The organism is Gottfriedia acidiceleris, from assembly GCF_004138285.1.
In the GTDB taxonomy this organism is placed as follows: domain Bacteria; phylum Bacillota; class Bacilli; order Bacillales; family Bacillaceae_G; genus Gottfriedia; species Gottfriedia acidiceleris_A.
Map to the genome: position 1 here is coordinate 660135 of NZ_SCFN01000005.1, position 26062 is coordinate 686196.

Sequence of the window (26062 nt, forward strand, 5' to 3'; positions counted from 1 at the left end):
CTCCTTTAGTTAACTAGATGTCCTGAAAATATTAAAAATCCGAAACAAATAAAATGGAATGTAATAATAACCGCTAATACATGTGTTAGTTTATTATTTTTCCAAATCTTTTTTTTCTTATTGAATTGTTCAAACCAGTCAAAACTACACATCAATATAGCTTGGTATAAACCATAAAGTAGGTAATTTATTTGGATCCCGTGCCATGCACCCATTAGTAAAAATAAAGTAGTGTAACCTATATATGAAATATTCCTTCTATTTTTAATCATTTTTTTCTTAGTCAATAAGAATACGATTCTCATATATACATAGTCGCGAAACCAAAATGATAAGCTCATATGCCAGCGATTCCAAAAGTCTTTTATATTCCGACTAATGAATGGCATATTAAAGTTTTCAGGTGTTTTAATGCCTACTAAATAACTAACGCCGATTGCAAATGCACTATAACCAGCAAAATCAAAAAATAAGTACAGACTATATGCATACATATACGTTAGATTTGAAACAAATGTATGCCCTAATACAAACTGTGTTTCAAGTATATGAACGTTAATTAAATAACCAATTATATATTTATAGAGAAAACCAATAAAAATTTTATGAACACCAATTTGAAAATACTCCTTGTATTCACTAGCTGTTAGCTTTTTTTGACAATCCTGTTGAAATCTCCTAAAACGATCAATTGGTCCAGAAGAGATCGTTGGAAAAAATAATAAAAACTTCAAGAAATCAACAATCTTTATTTCCTTTATACTGTGGTCGCGAATTTCAATAATGATTTGTGTTGCTTTAAAAGTTAAATAGGAAATTCCTAAAAAGCCTACAAGTGTAGTACTTTCAAAAATCGGTGAAACTTTAACAATCATTAAAGGTAAAATTGATAGAAAAACACTTAAGTAATAAACAGCTGAATGGTTCGCATTCTTCCGATAAACACTATAACCTTTTATTAAAATTACTACCCAAATTATATAAACAACTAGATAGAAGGTTTGTATTTTAGAAGAGGAAAAGACTAATAATAAAAACACAAAAGAAAGAAATGTTGTGTAGTTAGTTGATCTTTTACCTAAAAACCCTAATATGACTGCTGGGATTAATAGAACAAATAAAATACCGAAAAACGTAAAACTACTGTATGGAATCATTGGTAAGCTTGCTCCAATAATTTTTTTCGATCAACTTTACCATTCGTTGTCATTGGTAAACTTTGCATGAAACTAAATTTTCTTGGAATCATATAAGTCGGCATATATTTATTTAATTCTTGTTTTAAAAAACGTGTTAAATGATATTCCTTTTCGAAATCGTGTTCTTTAACGACTACTAAGCAATGTAAATCTATACACTTACCATCCTTCATCTCTGGTAATATAACTGCAGAATGGACTAATGGTAATCTTCTAATGTTATTTTCAATGTCCTCAATTTCAATCCGATACCCGTGTAGCTTTACTTGAAAATCGATCCTACCTTTATAGAACAATAGCCCATGATCAAAGTAACCAGAATCACCTGTTTTATAAGCGCGCGTGCCATTTATTTGATAGTAGGCTGCATCAGTTTTTAATTGATTATTAAGATACCCTTTACCAACGCTTGGACCAGCTATAATAATTTCCCCTGTTTCACCATCTGGAAGTGGGTTCCCCAATTCATCCATAATGTAAATGATTGTATCGGCTTTTGGAGTTCCAATCGGTAATGGGGAATATTGGTTTATGACTTCCTCGGTAATCCGGACGAATGTTACAGCAACTGTTCCTTCAGTTGGACCGTAAGTATTATAAATCTCTGCATTAGGAAATCTAGATAAAAGCTGTTTAGCACTATTATTCGATAGTACTTCACCACAGAAAAGAAAAGTCTTTAAGTTTCGTAGTAAGTATTCGCTGAAATTCGGATTCATCATACACATCTCTAGAAATGATGGTGTAGAAGTCCAAATCTCAATATCACTTTTCATTAAATAATCGAATAATGCTTTTGGTCGCTCAATCAAAGATTTTTCAACAGCAATAAGTGTGCCACCCGATAATAACGATGGATATAAATCCATTACTGATAAATCAAAAGAGAATGGAGCTTGGTTCAAAAAGCGTTGACCATTGTGTATATTAAAATCCTTCAATATCCAATCGGTAAAACTACGTAAGTTTTTTTCTGTAATTTGTACACCTTTTGGATCTCCGGTACTGCCCGAAGTATAGATAATATAAAATGTTTCATCGTCTTTAACATTGAAATCAGTTAAAGATTTGACTAGATTTGTAGAATCAATAATCTCCTGTAGTTCTTGAAAATTTATGATTTTAATGGATTCAAACTCTAAAGTAATTTCTTTTGGTGTAATTAGTAAAGTTGCTCCAGAATTAGTAATCATCTTTTTGAGTCTTTCTAAAGGGATAGACTCATCAACGGGAATATAGGCACAACCTGCCTTTACACTTCCTAAGAAAATGGAAATCATTTCTGTCTGCATATGACCATACACAATAATAGGCTTATTCGTAAAATTATTTTTAATCATCCAGCTAGCAATCGCATCTGATTGTTGTTTTAAAGTTTTATATGTTAACGAATAATCACTATTTTGAAATGCGATAGTGTCTGGGGTGTTAATTGCCCAATAATCTATTTGTTCAATAATTGATTTCATCAGTTCACGTCCTAAAAATCGTTATATATAAAGGTCCCTGTAAATGAATCTTTAAATCCATATAAGTAGAGTAGTGCAAGTAAAATTGATAAGTAAAACGCAGTATAAAATAAAAATCTTAAAGTCTTTGAACGGAAAATATGGATTTTACCCATTTGTTTTCACCTTTCTTAATTTTTAGCTAGACGTATTATAACACCGAAAAAAAGATGAAAAATTAACCAAACACCTTTTAAAATTACAGACAGATAATAAATTATTAAAGGTTTAGTAAATTTTTTCTAATTCAAATCTAAAGATTAATGGACAAGATTGCTAATACAATTAGGATAAGTAAATGAAGTGTACTTTTGTTCTTAGTTCCTATATAAAAGGTTTAGCTAGTAGAACTTTAAGATAGTAGGTGATTGGAACTTAAATAATGAACAGTAAAATAAGGGGTAAGGTAAAGATATTGGAGAGTAGGGAATTAGGAAAATCCTTTTGGCCTATGGGAGAATGGTGAATGATGAAAAAAATTTATTTGTTATTGATACCTAGTTTCTTAACTGTTTTAATAATGTCTCCTTTTTGTAGTTTTATTAGGAATAAAAGCTCTTCGAAAGTGACAGTTTCGAATCACTTTAATATGAATATTAAATATCAAAATAAGAATGCTAGAGAGATTGATCGCTATTTACAGCAAATTCATTTTAACGGAGTTGTTCTTGTAAGGAAGAATGAAGAAAATATTCTTAATAAAGGATACGGTTATCGAGATATCTCAAATCAGTTACCAAACACACCAAATACGTATTATCCAATTGGCTCAATTTCTAAATTTTTTGTTTCCACATCGTTAATGCAATTAAACGAAGAAGGCAAAATATCGTTTAACGATCTGATTTCAAAATATATACCGGAATTTCCAAATGGATCAAAATTAACATTATTTCATTTAATTTCACATACTTCAGGGATTAAGAGACAAAAAGAGTTATTTAATCCAATTTCATCAACTGATCTAATAAAGAAAATAGTTAAATCAAATGCTCACTATAAGCCGTTAGACAAATGGGAGTACAATGACACGAATTATATTTTACTTGCTTACGTTATTGAAAAAGTAACTGGAATTTCCTATGGAGAATATATAAAAACACATATTTTCGATAAAGCGAATATGACTGAAATTGGACAAGGTAATGATTTTTATAAAAAAAAGAATCATGCATTAGGTTATTTATTAATTCAATCCAAAAATGAACCGAAACAATTAAGAATACCAAATTTTAACTATTTATTAGGCTGCGGAGATATTTATTCAACTGTTTCAGGAATACAAAAAATGGACGAGGCACTTATTTCAAATAAACTTATTTTGGGGAAAAGCTTTACTCAATTTATTAAGCCATATCAAAATCATTATGCATATGGAATTTATAATAAAGGAAAGTATTTATACAATCGTGGGGTAGTACCAGGAATTAATTGTATGAATGTCTTCGATCCAGTTTCAAAAACATATGTAATTGTGTTTTCTAATAGTCAAAAGGTGAAACCAAACACTTTTGACATAGCAATGAACTTATTTAAAATAGTTAACAAATTGAGTTGAGAACAGTTTATTGTTTGATTGTTAGAAACTAGACTCTTATAAAATATTTCATAAATAATTTAAAAGATACTCATACTATTTTTTATAAAGAAAATAGGAGGAGTCTAGTGAAAAAGTTTCTATTTTATTTCTTATTAATCATAATGACTAGCAGTATTAATTTGGGGTCTATTAAATTTGTTAATGCGGAAACTAAAGCTCAAATCAATGAAAACTCATTAACGAGACATATTAAAATTACTGAACAAAAACTAAATGATGCACCGATTAAGTATCCACAAATAAGTGGAGCATCTAATTCAACTGCACAACAAAAGATCAATAGTATCTTAAAACAAGGTGCTGATTTAGCGAATAGTAATCGTTTGAAGCTATTAGAAGACGAGAAGGAAGCTAAGTCAAAATGGGATGCTAGCCAAGGGCCGTGGAGACCTTATGAATATGTTTTTACTTATAAAGTACTCTACAATAATCTTGATAAATTAAGTGTTATTTATAATGAATATTCATATACAGGTGGAGCACATGGGATGACAATGGGAACTACATTTAATTTTGACGTGAAAACAGGTGAAGTAGTTCCACTATCTAAGTTAATAAACGAAAATACAAAATCCGTACAAGAATATGCTTATCAGCAATTACAAAAGAAATATAAAGGATATGTATTAATAAAATCTCCTAACGAGATTGACCTAAGTGACAAAAATCGATTATGGGCATTTGACCATGCGGGAATTAAATTAATTTTTAAAGAATATGAAGTAGCTGCATATGCTGCTGGCATGCCTGAGGTCTTTATACCTGTTCAGGTCTATCAATAATTCATTCGTTTTTCTTATGTTTAAATTCATACTTGAGCAAATATTTGAAAGATGAATAAATTCCTTTTACAAAAGCAGATAGAACCTACAATAAATAAAAGGTGCTAGGAGTGTAGAGAAACCCCTAAAAATTTCTCTACACTCTTTTTTATGTCCAATTGATCTATTCATATTGATAAAATCTAATGTTTTTCTAAAAAAATAATACAACTATACTGTACGTGCTAGATGCATTGTGATCTTTTTGTATTTATTGAACTACAGCTGTTTGAAGAAGATTTTTTTTAGGAATTAATTCCTAAAGGCATACAATTTTAACTTCATTTTGGTGTTCTATCGAATTCGTTAACATCAGATTACCTCAGCTATTTAATGATTTAAAAATATCAAGAGATCTAATCGTTTGAAATGTGATATTAAAGTAGTCAATTTTTTAATAGATTGTTGGTTTAATAAAATTTAACAGTAATCTTTCGGTAATGATTGGAACGTAAGGTGCGAGACTCCTGTGGGAAAAGAGGGAAGGGTGAGACCCCGCAGGCGCGCCGAGGAGGCTCACCTCTCTCCCCACGGAAAGGGAGCATCCTGAAGTGGAAATCGACGTAGTACTTATTTTAGTAGAACAATGTTTACGGAAATAGACAAAATAAAAAGCTGTCGACTTTTTCGACAGCATTAGAACCTTCATTTTATAAAAGGTTCTTTTTCTTTATTTATTTGATAATTTGATAAATGAAATAAAGCATTTTCGTAAATAATGGTAGAGTCTGCATGAAAACATTCATTTGTTTTAACAATATAAGAATAAGTTGAACAACTATATAAATATTGAATAATCTAAAAGTGAGTATGTACGATTAATAAAGTGTGAGCTAAAGGCCGCTAAGAACTAAAAGCAAAGAAGTTTACTAAAACAATTTAATCTTCAATCTGTTCTTTTAATAATAAAGCATAAAGATCTTCAACTCGTTCGGACATAAATCTTTGTGAGTCCTCAACTCCCTTATTGTAAAACATAGGTCCAAGTTTTTGTGATATAAAGTCTAATAGCAACATTGCACTTAATTCACTTAATTCTTCGTCTTTTTCCTGTAAGAAATACGTTTGTAGTTGATTAATCGCAAATTTTTGTTGATCTGGTGAAAGCTTAGTTGTTTTAGACATTAAATTCGCCTCTTTTTTAGTTGTGATATTAGATTTTTAATTTCCTATATATATAGTATCTCTATTTATTCTTTTTTTGCGAAAAAAAGTTACACGTAATAAAACTTTTTTGGTAAAATAGTGCACGGCTTGAAAATACTTTTTAATTGCTTTAAGATTAGAATGAGAATAAAATGAGAATGAACTTAAAATAGCCATTTTCTATTTTATAGAATTTTTATGTAATATTATGGAGGGTGTAAAATGGGAGCTTCTACATTAAAAATAAAAGACCTTCAAGTAGCAATTGAAGGAAAGCAAATTTTAAAAGGTGTAAACCTTGAAGTAAAAGGTGGAGAAATTCACGCAATCATGGGACCAAATGGTACAGGTAAATCAACTTTATCTTCTGCTATTATGGGTCATCCAAAATATGAAGTAATCGGTGGTAGCATCGAGCTAGATGGCAACGATGTTTTAGAAATGGAAGTTGATGAGCGCGCTCAAGCTGGTCTTTTCCTTGCTATGCAATACCCAAGTGAAATTAGCGGTGTAACAAACGCAGATTTCTTACGTTCTGCGATGAATGCACGTCGCGAAGAAGGCGATGAAATTTCATTAATGAAATTTATCCGTACATTAGATAAAAACATGGAATTCTTAGAAATGGATCCAGAAATGGCTCAACGTTACTTAAATGAAGGCTTCTCAGGTGGAGAGAAAAAACGTAATGAGATTCTTCAAATGATGATGATCCAACCTAAAATTGCTATTCTTGACGAAATTGACTCAGGTTTAGATATCGATGCATTAAAAGTAGTTTCTAAAGGTGTTAACGAAATGCGTGGAGAAGAGTTTGGTTGCTTAATCATCACTCACTACCAACGTTTATTAAACTACATTACTCCTGACTTCGTTCACGTAATGATGCAAGGTCGTATTGTAAAATCAGGTGGTCCTGAATTAGCTGCACGTTTAGAAGCTGAAGGATATGACTGGATTAAACAAGAGTTAGGTATCGAAGACGAGACTGTTGGGCAAGAAGCTTAATCGGATAGGAGGGATTCTCATGACAACTGGTACTACAATTCCATTTAGTCAAGAAACAGTTAAGCAGCTTTCTGCACTGCTAAATGAACCTGCATATTTCACAGAGTTCCGTTTAAATGCACTAGCAAAAGCTGAATCACTTTCTCTTCCAAAGCCAGATAAAACAAATATCTCTAAATGGGATTTCTTTGGAAAAGAATTTAATGTTACAGCTGGAAATGTTCCTACAAAAGATCAATTACCAGAGTCAGTAACATCTTTAATGAATGAAGACACTGATCAATCAGTTTATGTACAATATAATGGTTCTGCTGTATACCACTCTCTTTCTTCTGAAGCAAAAGAAAAAGGTGTAGTATTCGTAGATTTACACACGGCGATTAAAGATCACGAAGATCTTGTGAAAAAATATTTTATGACAGAGGCTGTAAAAGTCGATGAAAATAAATTAATCGCATTACATGCAGCATTAGTAAATGGTGGAGCTTTCTTATACATTCCTAAAAATGTTGTGTTAGAGAAACCAATCCAATCTATTTTTGTTGTAGATGGTGAAAACGTACCTGCATATAACCACGTTCTTGTTGTTGCAGATGCATTCAGTGAAGTTACTTATGTTGAAAACTATATTTCTACATCTGCTGATTTAGATGCGGCTGTTGTTAACGTTATTACTGAAGTAATTACATTAGATAATGCAAAAGTTCGTTATGGTGCTGTTGATACTTTAGCAAAAGGTGTTACTGCTTATGTTGTTCGTCGTGGTCACGCTGGTCGCGATAGCAAAATCGAGTGGGCACTTGGACTTATGAACGATGGAAACTCAGTTTTCGAAAATGTTACAAACCTAGTTGGTGACGGTTCGTTCGGTGACATGAAAATGGTTACTGTAGGCCGTGGTGAGCAAACGCAAAACTTTACAACAAATATTACTCACTTTGGAAAAGGATCTGAAGGTTGGATCTTAAAACATGGTGTATCAATTGATTCTGCTACTTCAATCTTTAATGGTATTGGTAAAATTGAACACGGCGCTTCTAAGTCTAATGCACAACAAACTTCACGTGTATTAATGCTTAGTGAAAAAGCTCGTGGAGATGCGAACCCAATTCTATTAATTGATGAAAATGATGTAATGGCAGGTCACGCTGCTTCTGTTGGTAAAGTAGATCCAACTCAACTGTACTACTTAATGAGTCGCGGTATTCCGAAGAAAGAAGCAGAGCGCTTAGTTATTCACGGATTCTTAGCACCTGTAGTTTCGGAACTACCAATTGAAGAAGTTAAAAAAATGCTTGTAGATGTAATTGAGAGGAAGGTTAAGTAATGGATGTTAAAGCAATCCGTGAAGCCTTTCCGATATTAAATCAAGAAGTAAATGGACATCCTTTAGTATATCTGGATAGTGCTGCAACTTCACAAAAACCTGTTCAAGTAATAGAAGCTGTTGCTAACTACTATAAAGAATATAATTCTAATGTTCATAGAGGTGTACACACTCTAGGAACAAAAGCTACTGATGCATACGAGGGAGCTCGTGATAAAGTACGTAAATTTATTAATGCATCATCAATTGAAGAGATTATTTTTACTAGAGGTACAACTACTGCAATTAATACAGTTGCTGCTAGTTACGGAAGAACGAACTTAAAAGCTGGAGATGAAATTGTGATTTCTTATATGGAACATCACAGTAACATCATTCCTTGGCAACAGGTTGCTAAAGCTACTGGCGCAACATTAAAATATATACCATTAGAAGAAGATGGTTCAATCAGCGTTGAGCAAGCAAAAGCTACAATTAACTCAAATACAAAAATAGTTGCGATTATGTACGTTTCAAATGTACTTGGTTCAATTAACCCTGTTAAAGAGATTGCAGCAATTGCTCATCAAAATGGAGCAATCATGCTTGTTGATGGTGCACAAAGTACTCCACATATGAAGGTCGACGTTCAAGACTTGGATTGCGATTTTTACGCATTTTCTGGTCATAAAATGTGTGCTCCTACTGGTATTGGTGTACTTTATGGTAAAAAACATCTTCTTGAAAACATGGAACCTATTGAATTTGGTGGGGAAATGATTGATTTCGTTGACTTACAAGATTCTACTTGGAAAGAACTGCCATGGAAATTTGAAGGTGGTACTCCAATCATTGCTGGTGCAGTTGGTTTAGGCGCTGCTATTGATTTCTTAACTGAAATCGGTATGGATAATATCGAAAAGCATGAACATGAGATTGCGAATTATGCACTTGAACAGTTATCTACTGTAAAAGGAGTAACAATCTATGGTCCTAAGCATCGTGCAGGGCTAGTAACGTTTAATGTGGAAGATGTTCATCCACATGATGTTGCAACTGTACTAGATGTAGAAGGAATTGCTGTTCGAGCTGGCCATCATTGTGCTCAGCCATTAATGAGATGGTTAAAGGTATCTGCTACTGCTCGTGCAAGTTTTTATCTGTATAATACAAAAGAAGATGTAGATGCTTTTGTAAGAGGATTAGTTAAAACGAAGGAGTATTTCAGCGATGTCTATTAATCGAAACATTGATCTAGATGCATTATATCGTCGCGTGATTATGGACCATTATAAAAACCCTCGTAACAAAGGGGTAGGGGCAATATCAGAAAACGATGTAACAATAAACATGAATAACCCTACTTGTGGTGATCGCATTGAACTCCGTTTAAAGGTTGATGATGGAATTGTATCAGATGCTCGTTTTGACGGTGAAGGATGTTCAATTTCAATGGCGTCAGCTTCAATGATGACTCACGCAATTAAAGGTAAAAAAATAGAGGAAGCCCTACAGCTTGCTCAAATATTTTCAGATATGATGCTTGGAAAAGAATATGATGAATCAATCGATTTAGATGATATTGAAGCACTTCAAGGTGTTTCAAAGTTTCCAGCACGAATTAAATGTGCAACACTTGCATGGAAAGCGATGGAGAAGGGGTTAAAATCAGAATAACTTCTGAGCTTTAATCCTCCTCTTCTATTAGAAGGGAGCAAGAATAATGTCTACTAATTTGCCAGATATTAGTGATTATAAATATGGTTTTCATGATCGTGACGTATCGATTTTCCGTTCTGAACGTGGATTAACAAAAGAAATCGTTGAAGAAATTTCACGCATGAAAAATGAACCACAATGGATGTTAGATTTCCGTTTAAAATCTTTACAACATTTTTATGATATGCCAATGCCTCAATGGGGTGGAGACATGTCTGATTTACGCTTTGATGAAATTACTTATTATGTAAAGCCATCAGAGAAAACAGAAAAGTCTTGGGATGAAGTACCTGAAGAAATCAAAAATACTTTTGATAAATTAGGTATTCCTGAAGCTGAACAAAAGTATTTAGCGGGTGTTTCTGCTCAGTACGAATCTGAAGTAGTTTATCATAGTATGAAGCAAGACTTAACGGACCTTGGAATTCTGTTTACTGATACAGATACTGCATTACGTGAACACGAAGACATCTTCAAAGAACACTTTGGTAAAGTAATTCCACCAACAGATAACAAATTCTCTGCATTAAACTCTGCAGTTTGGTCTGGTGGATCATTCATTTACGTGCCAAAAGGTGTTAAAGTTGACACGCCACTTCAAGCGTATTTCCGTATTAACTCTGAAAATATGGGTCAATTTGAACGTACATTAATCATCGCTGACGAAGGTGCACATGTACATTACGTTGAAGGATGTACAGCTCCTGTATATACAACAAACTCACTTCACTCTGCAGTAGTAGAAATCATCATTAAGAAGGATGCATACTGCCGATATACAACAATTCAGAACTGGGCGAATAACGTATTCAACCTAGTTACGAAACGTGCCGTTTGTGAAGCGAACGCAACAATGGAATGGATCGATGGAAACATTGGTTCAAAATTAACAATGAAATACCCAGCAGTTATCCTTAAAGGTGAAGGTGCTCGTGGCCTTACACTTTCTATTGCAATTGCTGGTAAAGGACAACACCAAGATGCTGGTGCTAAAATGATTCACTTAGCTCCAAATACTTCTTCTACAATTGTTTCGAAATCTATTTCTAAACATGGTGGTAAAGTAACGTACCGTGGTATCGTACACTTCGGTCGTAAAGCAACTGGATCACGCTCAAATATCGAGTGTGATACGTTAATTATGGATAATGCATCAACTTCTGATACAATTCCATACAACGAAATTTTAAATGACAATATTTCTCTTGAGCATGAAGCGAAAGTTTCAAAAGTATCTGAAGAGCAATTATTCTACTTAATGAGCCGTGGTATTTCTGAGCAAGAAGCTACAGAAATGATCGTAATGGGCTTCATTGAGCCATTTACAAAAGAATTACCAATGGAATACGCAGTTGAAATGAACCGTCTGATTAAATTCGAGATGGAAGGTTCAATTGGTTAAAACTCTACAAATGTTGTTGAACAAACATTTGAGGCGTTTTAAGGGCTCTCAACCAATTTGGTTGGGGGTCTTTTTTTATACAAAACTTGAATTTGTCTACATAGCATAGCACAAGAAGATATGTATACGCATAATCTTTATAGAAATCCTTAATTCCCTATTAACTAGGTTCTGGAAAGGAAACTTAATATGAATAATAGAAACAATAGCTCCATTTACATTATTTCAGGTCCATATGGTGTAGGTAAATCGACAGTTACAAAGGCACTTGCCCAGGAGTTAGAAAATGCTGCAGTAATAGAAGGTGACTTAATCAAATTAATGTTCGGAGGAAAAAAACTACCTCCGTGGGAAGAAATGTTAGCTATTATATGGAAAAATATTCTCTCATTAACAAAGAACTTTCTTGAAAATAACATTAATGTAATTATCGATTATGTTGTTGAAAGTGAGTTAGAGTGGTTAGATAAGCACTTATCGGATTTAAATGTAAAAATTCATTATGTGGTATTACGGGCAGATGATGATATGATTATTAGTCGATTAAATCAAAGGGGGGATGATTATTTAATAGAAGGATCTTTATATTTAAAAAACAAACTTGAAAACTTTTTGCCAAACAAAAAATATCTCTATGATACAACAAATAAACAGCCCGTTGAAATTATTCATGATTTAAAAAAGCGCTTTGATCAATTTTGTCTATAACTTTGACTACACTAACATTGTTTGTCAGTTTACCCTAGCCCTCTCCTGTACTTCTTAAATACTTTTTCCCGTTTCAAGTAAGTCTCATTTTAACTTTCCTTTCTAAAATGCGTTTTTGAATGTTGGATACGCCTAAACAATTCTGAAAATTAAGAATATGTTATTAAGAAATTGACATAGCAACTAATAGATGTTTATTCAAGAAGCAGAATGTCAGGATAGGAGAGAAAAATGTGAAGGTCTTAATTTTAGCTGGAGGGTTTGGCACAAGAATAAGTGAAGAAACCCATTTAAAGCCGAAACCTATGATAGAGATTGGTGACAAACCCATTTTATGGCATATCATGAAGCTTTACTCTAGTTATGGTTATAACGACTTTATTATCTGTTTAGGGTATAAGAGCCATGTAATCAAGGAGTATTTTTTAAATTATTACCTATATAATTCTGATTTAACATTTGATTTTCAGAAGGGAAATGAATTTATTATTCACCAGAATTCGGTTGAACCTTGGAGGGTTACCTTGGTTGACACTGGCTTAAATACAATGACTGGTGGCCGAATTAAGAAAGTGCAGGATTATGTTGGTAATGAATCTTTTATGTTGACCTACGGTGACGGAGTAGGTGATGTAAATATTAAGGAATTAGTAGAATTCCATCACTTACATGGGAAGCTGGCTACATTAACAACTACACAGCCTCAAGGCAGGTTTGGAGTTTTATCCTTGTCCAATGATCAGAACGTAGAGAAGTTTCAAGAGAAAATACCAGAAAATGGCAGTTGGATAAATGCTGGCTTTTTTGTATTGCAGCCAGAAGTATTTAATTACCTGAACAACGGTGAACAAACCATATTTGAAAAGGAGCCCTTAGAAAACCTGGCTAAAGATGGTCAATTAATGGCATATAAACATAATAGTTTTTGGCATCCAATGGATACATAAGACATATTTACAAGAAATGTGGGAGTCCAATAAAGCTCCATGGAATATATGGGATAAAAATAATTAAGAACAACAGTTTTTAATGTATGCCTCTGTAATTAGTGCAATCGTTTTATTAAAAAGAGTGAATGTGGAGGTAGATAACTTGGATTTATATGAAAAACACAATATCTATCAGTCAGATCTTCAATATATATTTAATAATCTTGATCAGACAGAAATAGAAAAACTTAAGGATTCATCAATCCTCATAACGGGTTGCGCCGGATTCTTAGGCTATTATTTCATGTCATTTTTATCTAATTATTCAGCGCAACTTGGTATTAAAAAGATTATTGGAATTGACAATTTTAAACTAGGAAAACCCAAATGGATTACAGATTTAAGGAAATTAAATCCAAAGATTGAATTATACATTTTTGATATTACTGAGTTTTCATTATTTGATACTAATAAAATTAACGATGTTGATTTTATTATCCACATGGCTTCGATTGCCTCGCCAACCTTTTATAGAAAATATCCTCTTGAAACCTTAGATGCTAATGTATTTGGACTAAGAGCTTTGTTAGACTTTTATAAGGATAAAAGCATTAAAGGGTTTTTGTTTTTCTCCAGCAGTGAAGTTTATGGTGATCCATTTCCGAGTTACATTCCAACTTCCGAGGAGTATAGAGGAAATGTGGCAATGATAGGACCACGCGCATGCTATGATGAGGCAAAACGATTCGGAGAGACGCTATGTTACTTATACGCCGAAAAATTTGGTATGCCCATTTCAATTGTCAGACCATTTAATAATTATGGTCCCGGAATGAGACTTGATGATAAAAGGGTGCCTGCTGACTTTGCAAAAGCTATTATTGAGAATAAAAAACTGATTATGCACTCCGACGGAAAACCAACTCGAACATTTTGTTATGTTACAGATGCAATCACTGGTTATTTAAAGGCGCTACTATATGAACCATTTGACTACTTTAATATAGGAATAGATACACCTGAAATTTCAATTAAAGAATTAGCTCAGATTTATAAGGATGCAGGCTCAGCAATTTTTGGTTTTAATCAGTCTATAGAATTTAAAGAATCGGAAGAAAAGAGCTATCTAACACATAATCCATTAAGAAGATGTCCTGATATTTCAAAGGCAAGAAAATTTTTAAACTATTCACCAACAATATCAATTGTTGAAGGTATCGATCGCTTTCTAACCTTTTTGAAGGAAGAGGGTGAAATTCATTGATTACTGTAATTGGCCTTGGATTTGTTGGATTGACCACGGCTTTAGGATTTAGCGAGAAAGGGTATCATGTTTACGGTTTTGATATTGATCAAAAGAAGAAGGAGCAATTAAGAAATGGTAAGATTCCCTTTTATGAACCTAATCTTAATGAAAAATTAAATAAGCACTTTAATAAAGGTTTTACGATTACAGATGATTTACAGGAAGCTGTAATCAACAGTGAAGTTATCTTCCTTTGTGTGGGAACCCCGAGCAAAAAAGATGGTAGTGCGGATTTGGGATATATCTTCGAAGCTATTAAAAATGTAGCAGGCTATATAAAAAAGCCTGAGTTTAAAGTATTAGTGATCAAATCGACTATTCCTCCATCCACAACAAGTGAAAAGATTAAACCATATCTGGAAAATTTAGGTTTTAAGGTTGGAGTTGAAATTGGCCTAACCAATAATCCTGAATTTTTAAGAGAAGGATATGCTTGGGACGATTTTATGAATCCTGATCGTATTGTTGTTGGCCAGGAGGATGATAAAAGTGGACGGATACTCGAAACGATATACCAAATTTTTAATGCCCCGATTTACCAGGTTTCTTTAAATACTGCTGAATATATTAAGTATTTATCTAACACGATGCTGGCTACTCTTATCAGTTTCGCAAATGAACAGTCACTAATCGCTAGGTCTATCGGAAATATTGATATAAAAAGAGCCTTTCAGGTCTTACATCTTGATAGAAGGTGGAGTGGCGCACCAGCTAATATGTCATCTTATGTATTCCCGGGTTGTGGATTTGGCGGCTACTGCCTTCCTAAAGATACGATGGCTTTAGTTAGTCAGTCCTTAAAGAATTCTTACACACCAGAACTATTAACAAGTACCCTAAAAGTAAATGAAGCCATTAAAGAATTTGTTGTCATTGATATAGAAAGAAAAGTTGAAAAGAATGAAAATATAGGAATCCTCGGGTTAGCATTTAAGCCAAATTCAAATGACATTAGGGATACACCGGCAAAAGCTATAATTCAAGGTTTACTTCAAAAAGGATACACAAATATCATCGCCTATGATCCTATGGCAAACGAAGAGTTTAAAGAGGCAAATGGCTTTCCTATTCAATATTCTCCTAACTTATCATCACTGCTTTCAATGGTTGATCATGTTGTAATTTTAACAGCTTGGGATGAATTTACTAAAAATGAAGAGTCGATAAAGAAAAAGAACGTTTTCGATTACCGTTATATTTACCACTAGTTAACAATTAAAGGGATACCTAAGCTGCAGACTAAAATTTAAACTTGAAAGGAGTTTGAACAGTTGAAACATTATTACTGCTCAACGTTTAGTAAGGATTACGCCTATAAAGGTTTATTATTATACAACTCAATTGAACAACATGATAAAGATTTTCATTTTTTTATGATATGTCTTCATGAAGAAGCAAAAAAATTATTTGAGAAAATGAATCTAACTCATGCAACTATAATAAGTTTGGAAGAGATTGAAAAGGAAGACAAAGAATTACTTTCGGTAAAAGGCTCTCGAAATGACAAGGAATATATTTGGACCTCTAAAGCGACGGTATGTATATATCTATTAAAACAATTCGAAGAAATCGATCATATTGTATGGCTGGACGGTGATACCTTCTTTTTTTCGAATCCAGAACCTATTTTTACCGAATGGGGAGAATACTCTGTTACGTTAACAGCTGAAAAATGGCTAAAGGAACATAGTATATTAGGCGATACGAACGGCATCTATAATACCGGTTATATGGGTTTTAAAAGAGATGAATATTCGATGGTATGCCTTCATTGGTTTAGAAAGAAGCTTATAGAATGGTGTTTTGACAGATGGGAAAAAGGACGTTGGAGCGACCAGGTATATGCAAATGATTGGCCTATGAGATTTCAGAATATTGGTATTATTGAGAATGTAGGTGTCAATCTTACTCCTTATATCATAAATTACAGGTTAATAGAAAGTCCAGTTATTAAAAAAGACAAAGATATATTTATAAATAATGAAAAAATAATATTTTTCCATTTTTATGGGTTTAAATACTATGATGGTAATGTCTTTGATATTTGTAATTATGTAATGAACTGCAGAGATGACGTCACTAAGCATATTTATATTCCCTATATAAATGCCTCAATAGCAATGATGAATAAAATAAAAGAAGTGGACAGTAACTTCGTTCAAGAAAAGAGTATAAAAGATAATCATATAAGAAATTATTTTAACCTTGAAATAAATTTGTCAGCTGATAAAGGAAAAAATAACCTATGTACAATTATTGGGAAAGAATCTCTTGAACAAGGTTTAGCACTTTTTAACTCCCTTAAGATGAATACACCCAATTTTCAACTATGGATTTGCTGTCTAGATGAGAGCACCTATTCCTTCTTTTACAAATTGAGTTTAGATCATGTCCTTCTTATAAATTTAAAAAATCTTGAAGGCAACGAGTTATTAAGCATCAAAGATACTCGAAGCCCTGAGGAATATATCCGGACATTAAAACCTTCCTTTATTTCATATATATTTAAAAATAATTATCAAGTAAATTCTCTTGTTTATACCGACGTTGATAACAGCCTTTATACAGATTTTAATAACTTATTTGATGAATTGAAGCGTGGGAACTCTCTTTTAATTTTCACGAGGCCAGTTACTACTGAAGAAGAAAAGAATTATGGTGTGTATGATGCTGGACTAATAGGATTTAACAGAGATGAAATCGCACTAGAATGCCTGTACAAATGGAAGAAGGATTGTATTAATTGGTGTTTTAACAAAGTGGAAGTAGAGCTATGGTTAGACCAAAAGTATTTAGACCAATGGCCGAATCAGTATACAGGTTTAAAAGTCATGGAGAGTCCCACTAGAACTCTTGATTCAGAAAAATAACAATGGAGGAATTTATGGCAGAGACTAATTATTTTTATAATCAAAAGGTTTTAATTACTGGAGCAAATGGATTCATTGGATCTCATGTCGTGCAAAAAATGGTAAATGAAAAAGCCGATGTATCCATTATAGTTAGGGAATCATCCGATTTATGGAGAATTGAAGAATTAAAAAAGCATATTGACATCCATCTGATTGATTTAAGAGATTCCGTTTCAATAGACAATTGCGTAAAACAGATTAAGCCAGAATATATTTTTCATGTTGGTGCATATGGTGTAGATTCTAGACAAAAGGATTATTTAACTGCAGTTAACACCAACATCATAGGGACAATGAATATGTTAAATTCTTTAAAAGATGTAGGATGCAAGAAATTTATTAATGTAGGTACTTGTATGGAATACGGTGACAAAAAGGAAATAATTAAAGAGAGTTCTCATTTAGAGCCCGATAGTATTTACGGAAGTACTAAAGCCTCATCCTCCATTATTTCCCATCAAATCGCTTCAGAAAATAACATAGATATTGTAACTCTAAGGCCTTTTGGTGTATTTGGAGAGAAAGAGGGAAGCCATAAATTTTTTCCTTATATTATTTTATCTAATTTAGATGGCAAAGAAGTTAATTTAACTCCGTGTGAACAATACCGGGATTATTGTTATATAGAAAATATTATTGAAGGTTTTATTTTGGCTGCCCAAAATGAAACTATTAAAAACGAAATATTTAATATCGGCAGTGGTACTATTTATAAGTTAAAGCACTATGTTGACATGATTTACAAGGAAATGAGCCCAAATAAAGAACCAAATTATGGTGCACTTACTTATAGGGAAAATGAAGTTTGGAGACAACAGCCTGATACCACTAAAATAAAAAACGTTTTAAAATGGGAACCTAAAATAAGCCTCCATGATGGCATAAAACGAACTATTGATTGGTATACAAGAAATAAAGAAAAATTTATAGGAACAGGTAGATAAAAGAAGACGGTAATGGGGTGGGAAGGAGTTGTTATAATGGAGAAAGGATTTGAATTAATTTCCATTCAACCTTTTGAAGATAAGCGAGGAAGTCTAAAAAAAATTGTAATGAAAAGTCAGTTAGAGGAAGATATCCAAATTGAAGAGGTGTACTTACTGTATTCTGAAAAGGGAAGTGTTAGAGGGAACCACTATCATAAAAAAACTTTAGAGTATTTTGTGATTGTTAGTGGGAAGGCGAAGGTTGCACTGAAGAATCTTGATACAGGAACATTGGAAGAAATCAATATTTCATCAAGTGATAATTTGATTTTAAAAGTTACACCTTATGTAGTGCATGCTTTTAAAAACGAAGGGGATCTGCCGTTAGTCATGCTTGCCGTTTCATCCAAGGAATATAATAAACTTGATACAGATACATTCAATATGGAAATCATACAATAAATAATTTTCATCTAATAGCCTAGAAATTACAAAAACTACCATCACCAGTGGTTGGGAATCTTTTTTTATGTGTCTAAAAATAGCTTGTAAATTTTTTGAATACATTTGACCAGAAATTAATCTTAATGTACTTTTGAAATTTTAGCAGCTGTTTGTTCTTTGAGTTAAGAAGGTGTAGATATTCAAAATCAATGGTTTTATTAATAAATCTTTTTCTATTTTATTTTGTCTGCGAATTTGTTTATTTTTATAGGTGAGTGACTTTCGTGCCGATTACATGCCGATTTCGGTTTAGTTTATAATATCGAATATTGACGAGTGTATTTTTGAAACATTGATTTAAAGCCATTATTTGTATTATATTTAATTCTACTTTATTTATAATTAATTAAATTCGAGATGGAAGGTTCAATTGGTTTATAGAGTTTTTAGTGGAGACGAACTTTTAAAGTTCGTCTCTTTTTCTTTATAATTCACTTTAAGATAAGTGTTCAGTGTTAAAAGAGTATAACCTAGTTTAAATAATTTTATTTTTTATAAAATGTTATCTTGACAATATGGCAGTATTGCCGATGAAACGGCTGATGCAGAAATGATCGCAACAGACCTTTTAGGACAAGCCGAGCACGGACCTACTTCACCTTGTGCTTTAATTACTACTTCTGAAAAACTAGCACAAGAAACTTTAGTAGAAATAGAGCGTCAATTAAAACTACTACCAACTGGTGAAATAGCACGTGTTGGATGGGAGGACAATGGAATCATCATTCTAGTTGATAGTTTAGAAGAAGCAGTCGTAGAAGGCGACAAACTCGCTTACGAGCATGTTCAAATCCTTACTGAAGATCCTGAATACTTCCGTCAAAATCTATCAAACTTCGGCGCATTGTTCCTTGGAAAAGAAACAAATGTGGCCTATGGCGATAAAGTAATTGGCACGAACCATACTCTACCTACAAAAGGCGCTGCTCGTTATACTGGTGGATTATGGGTTGGTAAATTTATTAAAACTTGTACATACCAAAAAGTTGCAACAGAAGCAACTGCTATGATTGGTGAATATTGCTCACGTCTATGCAACCTTGAAAATTTTGCTGGCCATGCAGAACAAGCTAACTTGCGCGTTCGTCGTTACAGTAAGATCGCAGTAATACAATAAGTAAATGCGCACTACAAAAAACCATTCCTAAAAAATAGTGAGGAATGGTTTTTATGTGAATCAGGAGATATGGTAAAATCCTTCAACTTTACACCTCGTTAATTGTTCAGATAAATAAAGGTTTTTATAAAATAAGATATATCAATTTGTGGTAAAATTTAACTTGAAAGTAAACGAGATGTAAGAGGAATTTATATCTAAGTGGGAGGGTTTTTTATGAATTTTAACCTTAAAGAAGCAATTGAAGTTTTAGAAAGAACACCCAAATCATTAGAGTCCCTTCTATCGGGTTTATCAGAATCTTGGTTAAACTGTAATGAAGGTGAAGGAACTTGGAATGCTTCTGAAGTAATCGACCATCTAATTGAGTGTGAAAAAACAAATTGGATTCCAAGGTTGAACTGCATGCTTAACAAAGAAGGAAACAATTATTTCCCCCCATTCGATCGTTTTTCGCATTTAAATGAAAAACACGAGAAATCAATAGAAGAAAGACTGCTTGATTTTAAGAATTTAAGAACGGAAAATATTAAAAAACTACAATTATTAGTGGACCCTAATAACCATTTGGAATTAGAAGGGATTCATCCTGACTTTGGCTCCGTTAAATTAAAAGAATTATTATCCACTTGGGTCGTACATGATCTAACCCATGTAACTCAAATTACAAGAGTGATGGCAAAAAGATATAAAACTGACGTAGGACCTTGGATTGCAAATTTAAGTATATTAAAACAATAGTCACTGTTTATAAAAGGTATTATTCATACTCGGGGAATTCCGAGTTTTTTTATGTTAAACTATTATTTAAACTATAGAGAAAATAGATTTTTAGTGTATTTAAAAAGGAGAGAAATTTAGGTTGGATATCATTCTACAAATTCTTATACTCATCAGTATAGGACTTGCTGCAGGAACAGTCGGATCATTGATTGGATTAGGCGGAGGAATTATTATTGTTCCAATGTTACTTAATATTGATCACTTTTTATCCGCTTTTACGACTGTACCAATTCATGTTGCAGTTGGAACTTCATTGATTACAATTGTGTTTTCTTCGCTTTCATCCACCCTTTCGTATCATAAGCAAAAACGAATTGATTATAAGAGTGGTATTTTATTTTTAATAGGTAGTGTTCCTGGTAGCTTACTAGGTACATACATCAATTCGCTTTTAAATACAGAGCGGTTTACTTTATTTTTTGGTATATTTTTAATCTGTATATCAGTCTTTCTATTAGTTTCTTCAAAATTAAATAAAAAAATAAAGGAAGTACATAAAGGTATTATACGAATATATACAAATGATGAAGGCGAAGCATATACATATAGCTATAGTCTTCCATTGGCGATTTCATTATCTATTTGTATCGGGATCATCTCAGGATTATTTGGAATTGGTGGAGGAATATTATTAGTACCAATGATGGCGTTTTTATTTGGTTTTCCACCTCAGTTAGCTGTTGCGACTTCAATGTTTGTCGTTATGTTTACGACTCTTGGGAGCTCAATTTCATACATAGCATTAGGAGAAGTAAATTTCTATTACATTCTTTTACTTATTCCCGGTGCATGGTTTGGTGGGAAAATTGGTGCGTATATTAATCAAAAATTAAAAACTGAAACAATCGCATTAATTTTAAGATTAGTCGTGCTATTTTACGGCATAAAATTAATTATAGAAAATATTTAAAAAGGATGGTGGAACAATGGAAACAAATCAAACTATTAATATTCGGTTGTTCCATACAAATGACATTCACAGCCACTTTGAAACGTGGCCAACAATTGTTGGTTTGTTGAAGTCTAAAAGAGAGTTAGCTAAGGGGAAAGGTGAGGCCACACTTACTTTTGATATTGGCGATTTCGTTGATCGATTTCATCCAATTTCGGAGGCTACTTTAGGAAAGGGTAATGTAGAACTCTTAAACGATGCCCAATTTGATGCAGTTACAATAGGAAATAATGAAGGAATTACCCTATCAAAAGGTGAGTTGTTAAACCTTTACGAAGATGCAAAGTTTGATGTATTAGTTGGTAATTTAGCCAATTCAGATGAAGGTAGTCAGAGTTTCAGCAAGCCTTTTGAAATATATGAAAAAAATGGAGTAAAACTAGGTGTAATTGGATTAACAGTCGCTTATCCAGTGTTTTATGAAACTTTAGGATGGAGTATAAAAGATCCGTTTGAAATGTTAAATAACATTCTCCCAATTGTCAAAGCGCAATCAGACATTGTCATTATACTTTCTCACTTAGGTATGAGAGACGATCAGAGAATTGCTGAACAATTCTCAGGAGTCGATATTATCTTAGGCGCACATACTCATCATTTATTTCCAAATGGAGAGTATGCTGGTGAAACTTTACTTTGTGGAACAGGTAAACATGGTAACTATTTAGGCGAGGTATTAATTACTGTAAATAAAGAAACGAAAATTATAATAAATACTGAAGCTTCAGTTACTGAAGTACATACAATTCCTAAATATTACCAAGATGAAGTAACGAAACTCATGCTGGCTAATTTAATGAGACTAAGTGAAGAAATTTTAAGTGAACCGGTGACTCAACTACCGAGTAACATGAGTGTGAATTGGTTTAAAGAAAGTCCATTGCCGAAATTATTAGCAAATGCACTTCGCCAATGGACAAAATCAGATATCAGTATACTAAATTCGGGTATTTTACTTGACGGCTTAACGCATGGACTTGTTACAAAGGGTGACATTCATCGAATATGCCCACATCCTATTAATCCTTGTGTCATTAATTTGTCTGGCAAGGAATTACTAGATGTTTTAAATCGTTGTGAAGATAAAGAATTGACTCATTTGAAGATGAAAGGTTTTGGATTTAGAGGAAAGGTAATCGGAAAAATGGTTTACGATGGAATCACTATTGTTAATAGGGATAAGAAAAGGCGTTTTTATCAAGAAGAATTATTTATTAATGGAGAAATGTTAGATTTAAATCGAACGTATGAGATCGGAACTTTGGATTTATTTACGTTTGGCCATTTTATTCCTACAATTCGTGATGCTGGCCATAAAAGATTTTTTATGCCTGAATTTATTCGTGATGTGTTATTTTGGGCTTTAAAAAGTGTATAAAATTTATCAAGATTAGACAGGTTTCACTTTTGTTTTTTTCTCATATTTTAGAATGAGAAAGGAGCGTTGAACTTGATCAATTTAAGCCCAATTAAAATAGATAATCATACATTTAATGCTGTTACGGTTTTACTTCCAAAAACTACATTATTGGTCGTTATGAATGACAAAGGATATATTATGTGCGGAGCATTAGATGTAGCTTTATTGAATGAAAGATTGCGCGATCGTCAAATTATTGCAGGCCGAGCAGTTGGAGTAAAAACAATAGAAGAATTATTAAATGCGCCTTTAGAATCAATTACAGTTGAAGCAGAAAAGTTAGGTATTCAAAAAGGAATGATTGGAAGAGACGCATTATTAAAGATGATATAAAAAAAGCCACTAAATTTTTTTTAGTGGCTTTAGTTTATAGACAAAGTACATAAACCCTGATTTTCAGACTGTTGACAAACGAATGCCCCCAAAAATTGATGATTACAATGAATTAACTGTTATGAAAAGCCATATATTTAATAAAAAAATTGTTCAAGGAGAAAACAATGAGAGTTGTTGAAGCTTCAACACTTGTTCCAGGTACGATCTTAGGAATACCGGTTTATACTGAACATGGAAAAATGATCGTTAATGCAAATATTCCTTTAACAGAAGAGATGATTAAGCGAATACATAAATTAGCTGTTCCATTTGTTTTAGTACATGCTCAATTATCAGAACGCTTAACGGAAGAGACAATAATATCAGACGAACTTCGCATTGAAATCACAAAAAAAATAGAAGATACTTTTGTTAAATTAATTAGCGAAGATTTTTATTTAAGATGGCTATCTTTAGAAAAAAACGCATCTAGGCTTAAAGAAATAATAAAATCACTACAAAATGAATTATGGCAACAGAAAGATGTTTTATCTTTATTGATTGACTTAATACTATTTGATGAGTATATCTTTACACATTCACTGAATGTAGCTATGTATTCTTTAGGAATTGGAACGACATTAGATTTAAATAAAATCCAGCTTAATTTACTTGGATTAGGTGCACTTTTACATGATGTTGGGAAGATGGCCATTCCAAAAAAGATTTTAAATAAACGGGACCGTTTAACTGAAGATGAATATGCGTTCATTAAACAACATACAATTGCTGGATACGATATACTACGACAACAAGTACGTTCTATACATCCGGTTGTTACGGACTGTGCATTACAGCATCATGAAAGGATCAATGGGAGTGGCTATCCAAAAGGATTATTCGGTGAGGAAATGCATCTTTTCTCAAAGATTATTGGGATTGCCGACTTTTTTGATGCTGTTACTTCCAGCCGAGTATATCGACAAGCAATGCTCCCGCATGAAGGATTAACATTATTAATTAGTGAAAGTGATAAATTATTTGATGCCAAATTGATCAGCATATTTAGCGATCTACTAACTATTTATCCAACGGGATTACACGTAAAATTGAGTGATAGTAGACTGGGAATTATTTTTAGACAAAATGATGCTTCGACAGATCGTCCAGTTGTGCGGATAATTGAAGAAAACGGAAGAAAATTAAGTATTCCTTATGAAGTGAATTTATATAATGAGTTGAAATTAGAGATTATCGAGTGTGGTCAATCATTAAAACAAAGCATCAATAGTAAGATGTTCGAGTTAAATAATTGAAGCCTCTTTAGTGTGTAGACAAAATCCCAAAAACTTGATTTCAAACTGATTGCGAGGGCTTGACTTTCGAGGCGCGGAGTTACTCTAGACGGTAATGAGCAACCAGACAGGCGAAGCAACGAAGAAAGCGAGCGTTTTCGGGCAGTCTGAAAGGTATCTTTTTAGTGGTTTATTACAAATCCATTAAGAATGAACAGGCAATTACATGCATACCCATTAGTAAGGGGGCATGGATACGATGAAAAGATTTAAGTACAGACGTGTTCCAAAAAATAAATTTTTTGTTTCAAAAAGAAAATCTTTTGGAGGATTTAAAACTGGATCAACTCAAATAACCCAATCAATTCGTAATATATTTCCAAATAAATTCGTAGTTATTAGTATTGTCTTATTATTTTTTTCCTTATATGCATTTTGGGAAATTGATAAAATTTTCTCTCCAACGATCTTAAAATATTCTGAGAAACAAACAAGACGAATTGCATCTTTAGTTATCAACGAAGCATATGAATCTGCTTCTAAGGAATTACAAGGGCAGGATATTATCATTCGGGATGTAGATGAAAACGGTAAGGCGGTAATAAGTACGAATACATATTTAATCAATAAAATAATTGGTTCTACTACTCAGCACGTTGAAGAAAATATACGTAGAGTTGAAAATGGGGATATATCATTTTTATCTTTATCAAAAGCAGAAATGAAGAAAATGAAGGCAGATAATGATGGGTTTTATTTAAAAGTACCTATTGGAGTCGTTACAAATACAGTACTTTTAGGAAAACTTGGACCTACTATACCAGTTCGCTTTTCTGTAGTAGGTGATGCAGTGGCTAATGTTAAACAGGAAGTTAAGCCATTTGGATTTGATAATTCTGTAGTCGAAATTATTATGAATGTAGAAGTAAATATGAATGTAATTATCCCGTTTAGTACAAAATCAACAAAGGTGAAAGTAGAAGTCCCAATTGCTACTGAAATTATCGATGGAGAAGTTCCTAGTTATATTCCATTTACTCCAAATACTCAACAAACCACACCGCAAACTCCATCAACAACAAAAGGAAAAAAATAAATTTAAAAATAGAGCAGACTAACTTAGTACACTAGGCTAAATTAGTCTGCTTTTTTTCTCATTAATGGTTTTAATTTGACTAAAAGCTCG

The 26062-nt window shown here is 32.8% G+C and carries 23 protein-coding genes and 2 pseudogenes; 21 read left to right on the forward strand and 4 right to left on the reverse strand.

What is annotated here, in order from left to right:
• Positions 1–5: 5 nt before the first annotated feature.
• Genes dltB through dltX form a run of 3 tightly spaced genes read right to left on the reverse strand, consistent with a single transcriptional unit; the run spans position 6 to position 2823 of the window.
• Positions 6–1157 (reverse strand): D-alanyl-lipoteichoic acid biosynthesis protein DltB, encoded by a 1152-nt coding sequence (dltB, locus tag EP747_RS11610; RefSeq protein WP_129690082.1) that lies wholly within the window; start codon positions 1155–1157, stop codon positions 6–8.
• On the reverse strand, positions 1154–2668 hold the full coding sequence (dltA, locus tag EP747_RS11615; protein WP_129690084.1) for a D-alanine--poly(phosphoribitol) ligase subunit DltA: 1515 nt from the start codon (positions 2666–2668) through the stop codon (positions 1154–1156). The genes dltB and dltA overlap by 4 nt, the downstream gene beginning before the upstream one ends.
• An 11-nt stretch (positions 2669–2679) precedes the next feature.
• Positions 2680–2823 (reverse strand): teichoic acid D-Ala incorporation-associated protein DltX, encoded by a 144-nt coding sequence (dltX, locus tag EP747_RS11620; RefSeq protein WP_082459405.1) that lies wholly within the window; start codon positions 2821–2823, stop codon positions 2680–2682.
• A gap of 350 nt (positions 2824–3173) precedes the next feature.
• On the opposite strand from dltX, the gene EP747_RS11625 reads away from it, so the two are divergent.
• The gene (locus EP747_RS11625; protein WP_129690086.1) at positions 3174–4265 is read left to right on the forward strand and encodes a serine hydrolase domain-containing protein; all 1092 of its coding nucleotides are present in this window, start codon (positions 3174–3176) and stop codon (positions 4263–4265) included.
• 107 nt (positions 4266–4372) lie between these two features.
• Complete coding sequence (locus EP747_RS11630) at positions 4373–5089, forward strand: DUF3298 and DUF4163 domain-containing protein (protein WP_129690088.1); 717 nt, start codon at positions 4373–4375, stop codon at positions 5087–5089.
• Between the two features lie 918 nt (positions 5090–6007).
• On the opposite strand, the gene EP747_RS11635 is transcribed toward EP747_RS11630, so the two are convergent.
• Positions 6008–6253 (reverse strand): DUF2164 domain-containing protein, encoded by a 246-nt coding sequence (locus EP747_RS11635; protein WP_129690090.1) that lies wholly within the window; start codon positions 6251–6253, stop codon positions 6008–6010.
• Between the two features lie 243 nt (positions 6254–6496).
• Between EP747_RS11635 and sufC the strand changes: the two genes are divergently transcribed.
• The 19 genes and pseudogenes from sufC to yunB all read left to right on the forward strand — a co-directional run bounded on the left by sufC (position 6497) and on the right by yunB (position 25972).
• Entirely contained in the window at positions 6497–7282 is a 786-nt protein-coding gene (gene sufC / locus EP747_RS11640; RefSeq protein WP_056468759.1) for a Fe-S cluster assembly ATPase SufC, read from the forward strand.
• Positions 7283–7301: 19 nt separating this feature from the next.
• A complete protein-coding gene (sufD, locus tag EP747_RS11645) occupies positions 7302–8609 on the forward strand; it encodes a Fe-S cluster assembly protein SufD (protein ID WP_129690092.1) in 1308 nt (435 codons plus the stop codon).
• Positions 8609–9829 carry a cysteine desulfurase gene (locus EP747_RS11650; protein ID WP_098861061.1) on the forward strand — a complete coding sequence of 407 codons (1221 nt, stop codon included), beginning with the start codon at positions 8609–8611 and terminating at the stop codon, positions 9827–9829. Before sufD ends, EP747_RS11650 begins: the two co-directional genes overlap by 1 nt.
• Positions 9819–10265 carry a Fe-S cluster assembly sulfur transfer protein SufU gene (gene sufU, locus EP747_RS11655; RefSeq protein ID WP_098428627.1) on the forward strand — a complete coding sequence of 149 codons (447 nt, stop codon included), beginning with the start codon at positions 9819–9821 and terminating at the stop codon, positions 10263–10265. The genes EP747_RS11650 and sufU overlap by 11 nt, the downstream gene beginning before the upstream one ends.
• Before the next feature lie 46 nt (positions 10266–10311).
• Positions 10312–11709 carry a Fe-S cluster assembly protein SufB gene (gene sufB, locus EP747_RS11660; protein WP_098428628.1) on the forward strand — a complete coding sequence of 466 codons (1398 nt, stop codon included), beginning with the start codon at positions 10312–10314 and terminating at the stop codon, positions 11707–11709.
• Positions 11710–11898: 189 nt separating this feature from the next.
• The gene (locus EP747_RS11665; RefSeq protein ID WP_129690094.1) at positions 11899–12417 is read left to right on the forward strand and encodes an AAA family ATPase; all 519 of its coding nucleotides are present in this window, start codon (positions 11899–11901) and stop codon (positions 12415–12417) included.
• Between the two features lie 233 nt (positions 12418–12650).
• Positions 12651–13431 (forward strand): annotated as a pseudogene (rfbF, locus tag EP747_RS11670) (glucose-1-phosphate cytidylyltransferase).
• Between the two features lie 78 nt (positions 13432–13509).
• Positions 13510–14610, forward strand: a complete 1101-nt coding sequence (locus EP747_RS11675; RefSeq protein ID WP_235832824.1) for an NAD-dependent epimerase/dehydratase family protein — start codon at positions 13510–13512, stop codon at positions 14608–14610.
• Positions 14607–15860: a UDP-glucose dehydrogenase family protein gene (locus tag EP747_RS11680; protein ID WP_129690098.1), complete on the forward strand. Its 1254-nt coding sequence runs from the start codon at positions 14607–14609 to the stop codon at positions 15858–15860. The genes EP747_RS11675 and EP747_RS11680 overlap by 4 nt, the downstream gene beginning before the upstream one ends.
• A gap of 63 nt (positions 15861–15923) precedes the next feature.
• The gene (locus EP747_RS11685; RefSeq protein WP_129690100.1) at positions 15924–17522 is read left to right on the forward strand and encodes a glycosyltransferase; all 1599 of its coding nucleotides are present in this window, start codon (positions 15924–15926) and stop codon (positions 17520–17522) included.
• Between the two features lie 14 nt (positions 17523–17536).
• Positions 17537–18508, forward strand: a complete 972-nt coding sequence (locus EP747_RS11690) for an NAD-dependent epimerase/dehydratase family protein (protein WP_235832825.1) — start codon at positions 17537–17539, stop codon at positions 18506–18508.
• Between the two features lie 36 nt (positions 18509–18544).
• Positions 18545–18952, forward strand: a complete 408-nt coding sequence (locus EP747_RS11695; protein WP_165347003.1) for a WxcM-like domain-containing protein — start codon at positions 18545–18547, stop codon at positions 18950–18952.
• 565 nt (positions 18953–19517) lie between these two features.
• Positions 19518–20111 (forward strand): annotated as a pseudogene (locus EP747_RS11700) (histidinol dehydrogenase); the annotation flags it as partial.
• A gap of 216 nt (positions 20112–20327) precedes the next feature.
• The gene (locus tag EP747_RS11705; RefSeq protein ID WP_129690104.1) at positions 20328–20852 is read left to right on the forward strand and encodes a DinB family protein; all 525 of its coding nucleotides are present in this window, start codon (positions 20328–20330) and stop codon (positions 20850–20852) included.
• 130 nt (positions 20853–20982) lie between these two features.
• Entirely contained in the window at positions 20983–21804 is an 822-nt protein-coding gene (locus EP747_RS11710) for a sulfite exporter TauE/SafE family protein (RefSeq protein WP_129690204.1), read from the forward strand.
• A 16-nt stretch (positions 21805–21820) separates the two neighbouring features.
• Entirely contained in the window at positions 21821–23224 is a 1404-nt protein-coding gene (locus EP747_RS11715; protein ID WP_129690106.1) for a bifunctional metallophosphatase/5'-nucleotidase, read from the forward strand.
• A gap of 72 nt (positions 23225–23296) precedes the next feature.
• On the forward strand, positions 23297–23599 hold the full coding sequence (locus EP747_RS11720) for a YunC family protein (protein ID WP_129690108.1): 303 nt from the start codon (positions 23297–23299) through the stop codon (positions 23597–23599).
• Positions 23600–23766: 167 nt separating this feature from the next.
• On the forward strand, positions 23767–24897 hold the full coding sequence (locus EP747_RS11725) for an HD-GYP domain-containing protein (protein ID WP_129690110.1): 1131 nt from the start codon (positions 23767–23769) through the stop codon (positions 24895–24897).
• Between the two features lie 238 nt (positions 24898–25135).
• Complete coding sequence (gene yunB / locus EP747_RS11730; RefSeq protein WP_165347005.1) at positions 25136–25972, forward strand: sporulation protein YunB; 837 nt, start codon at positions 25136–25138, stop codon at positions 25970–25972.
• The last annotated feature ends 90 nt before the right edge of the window (positions 25973–26062 follow it).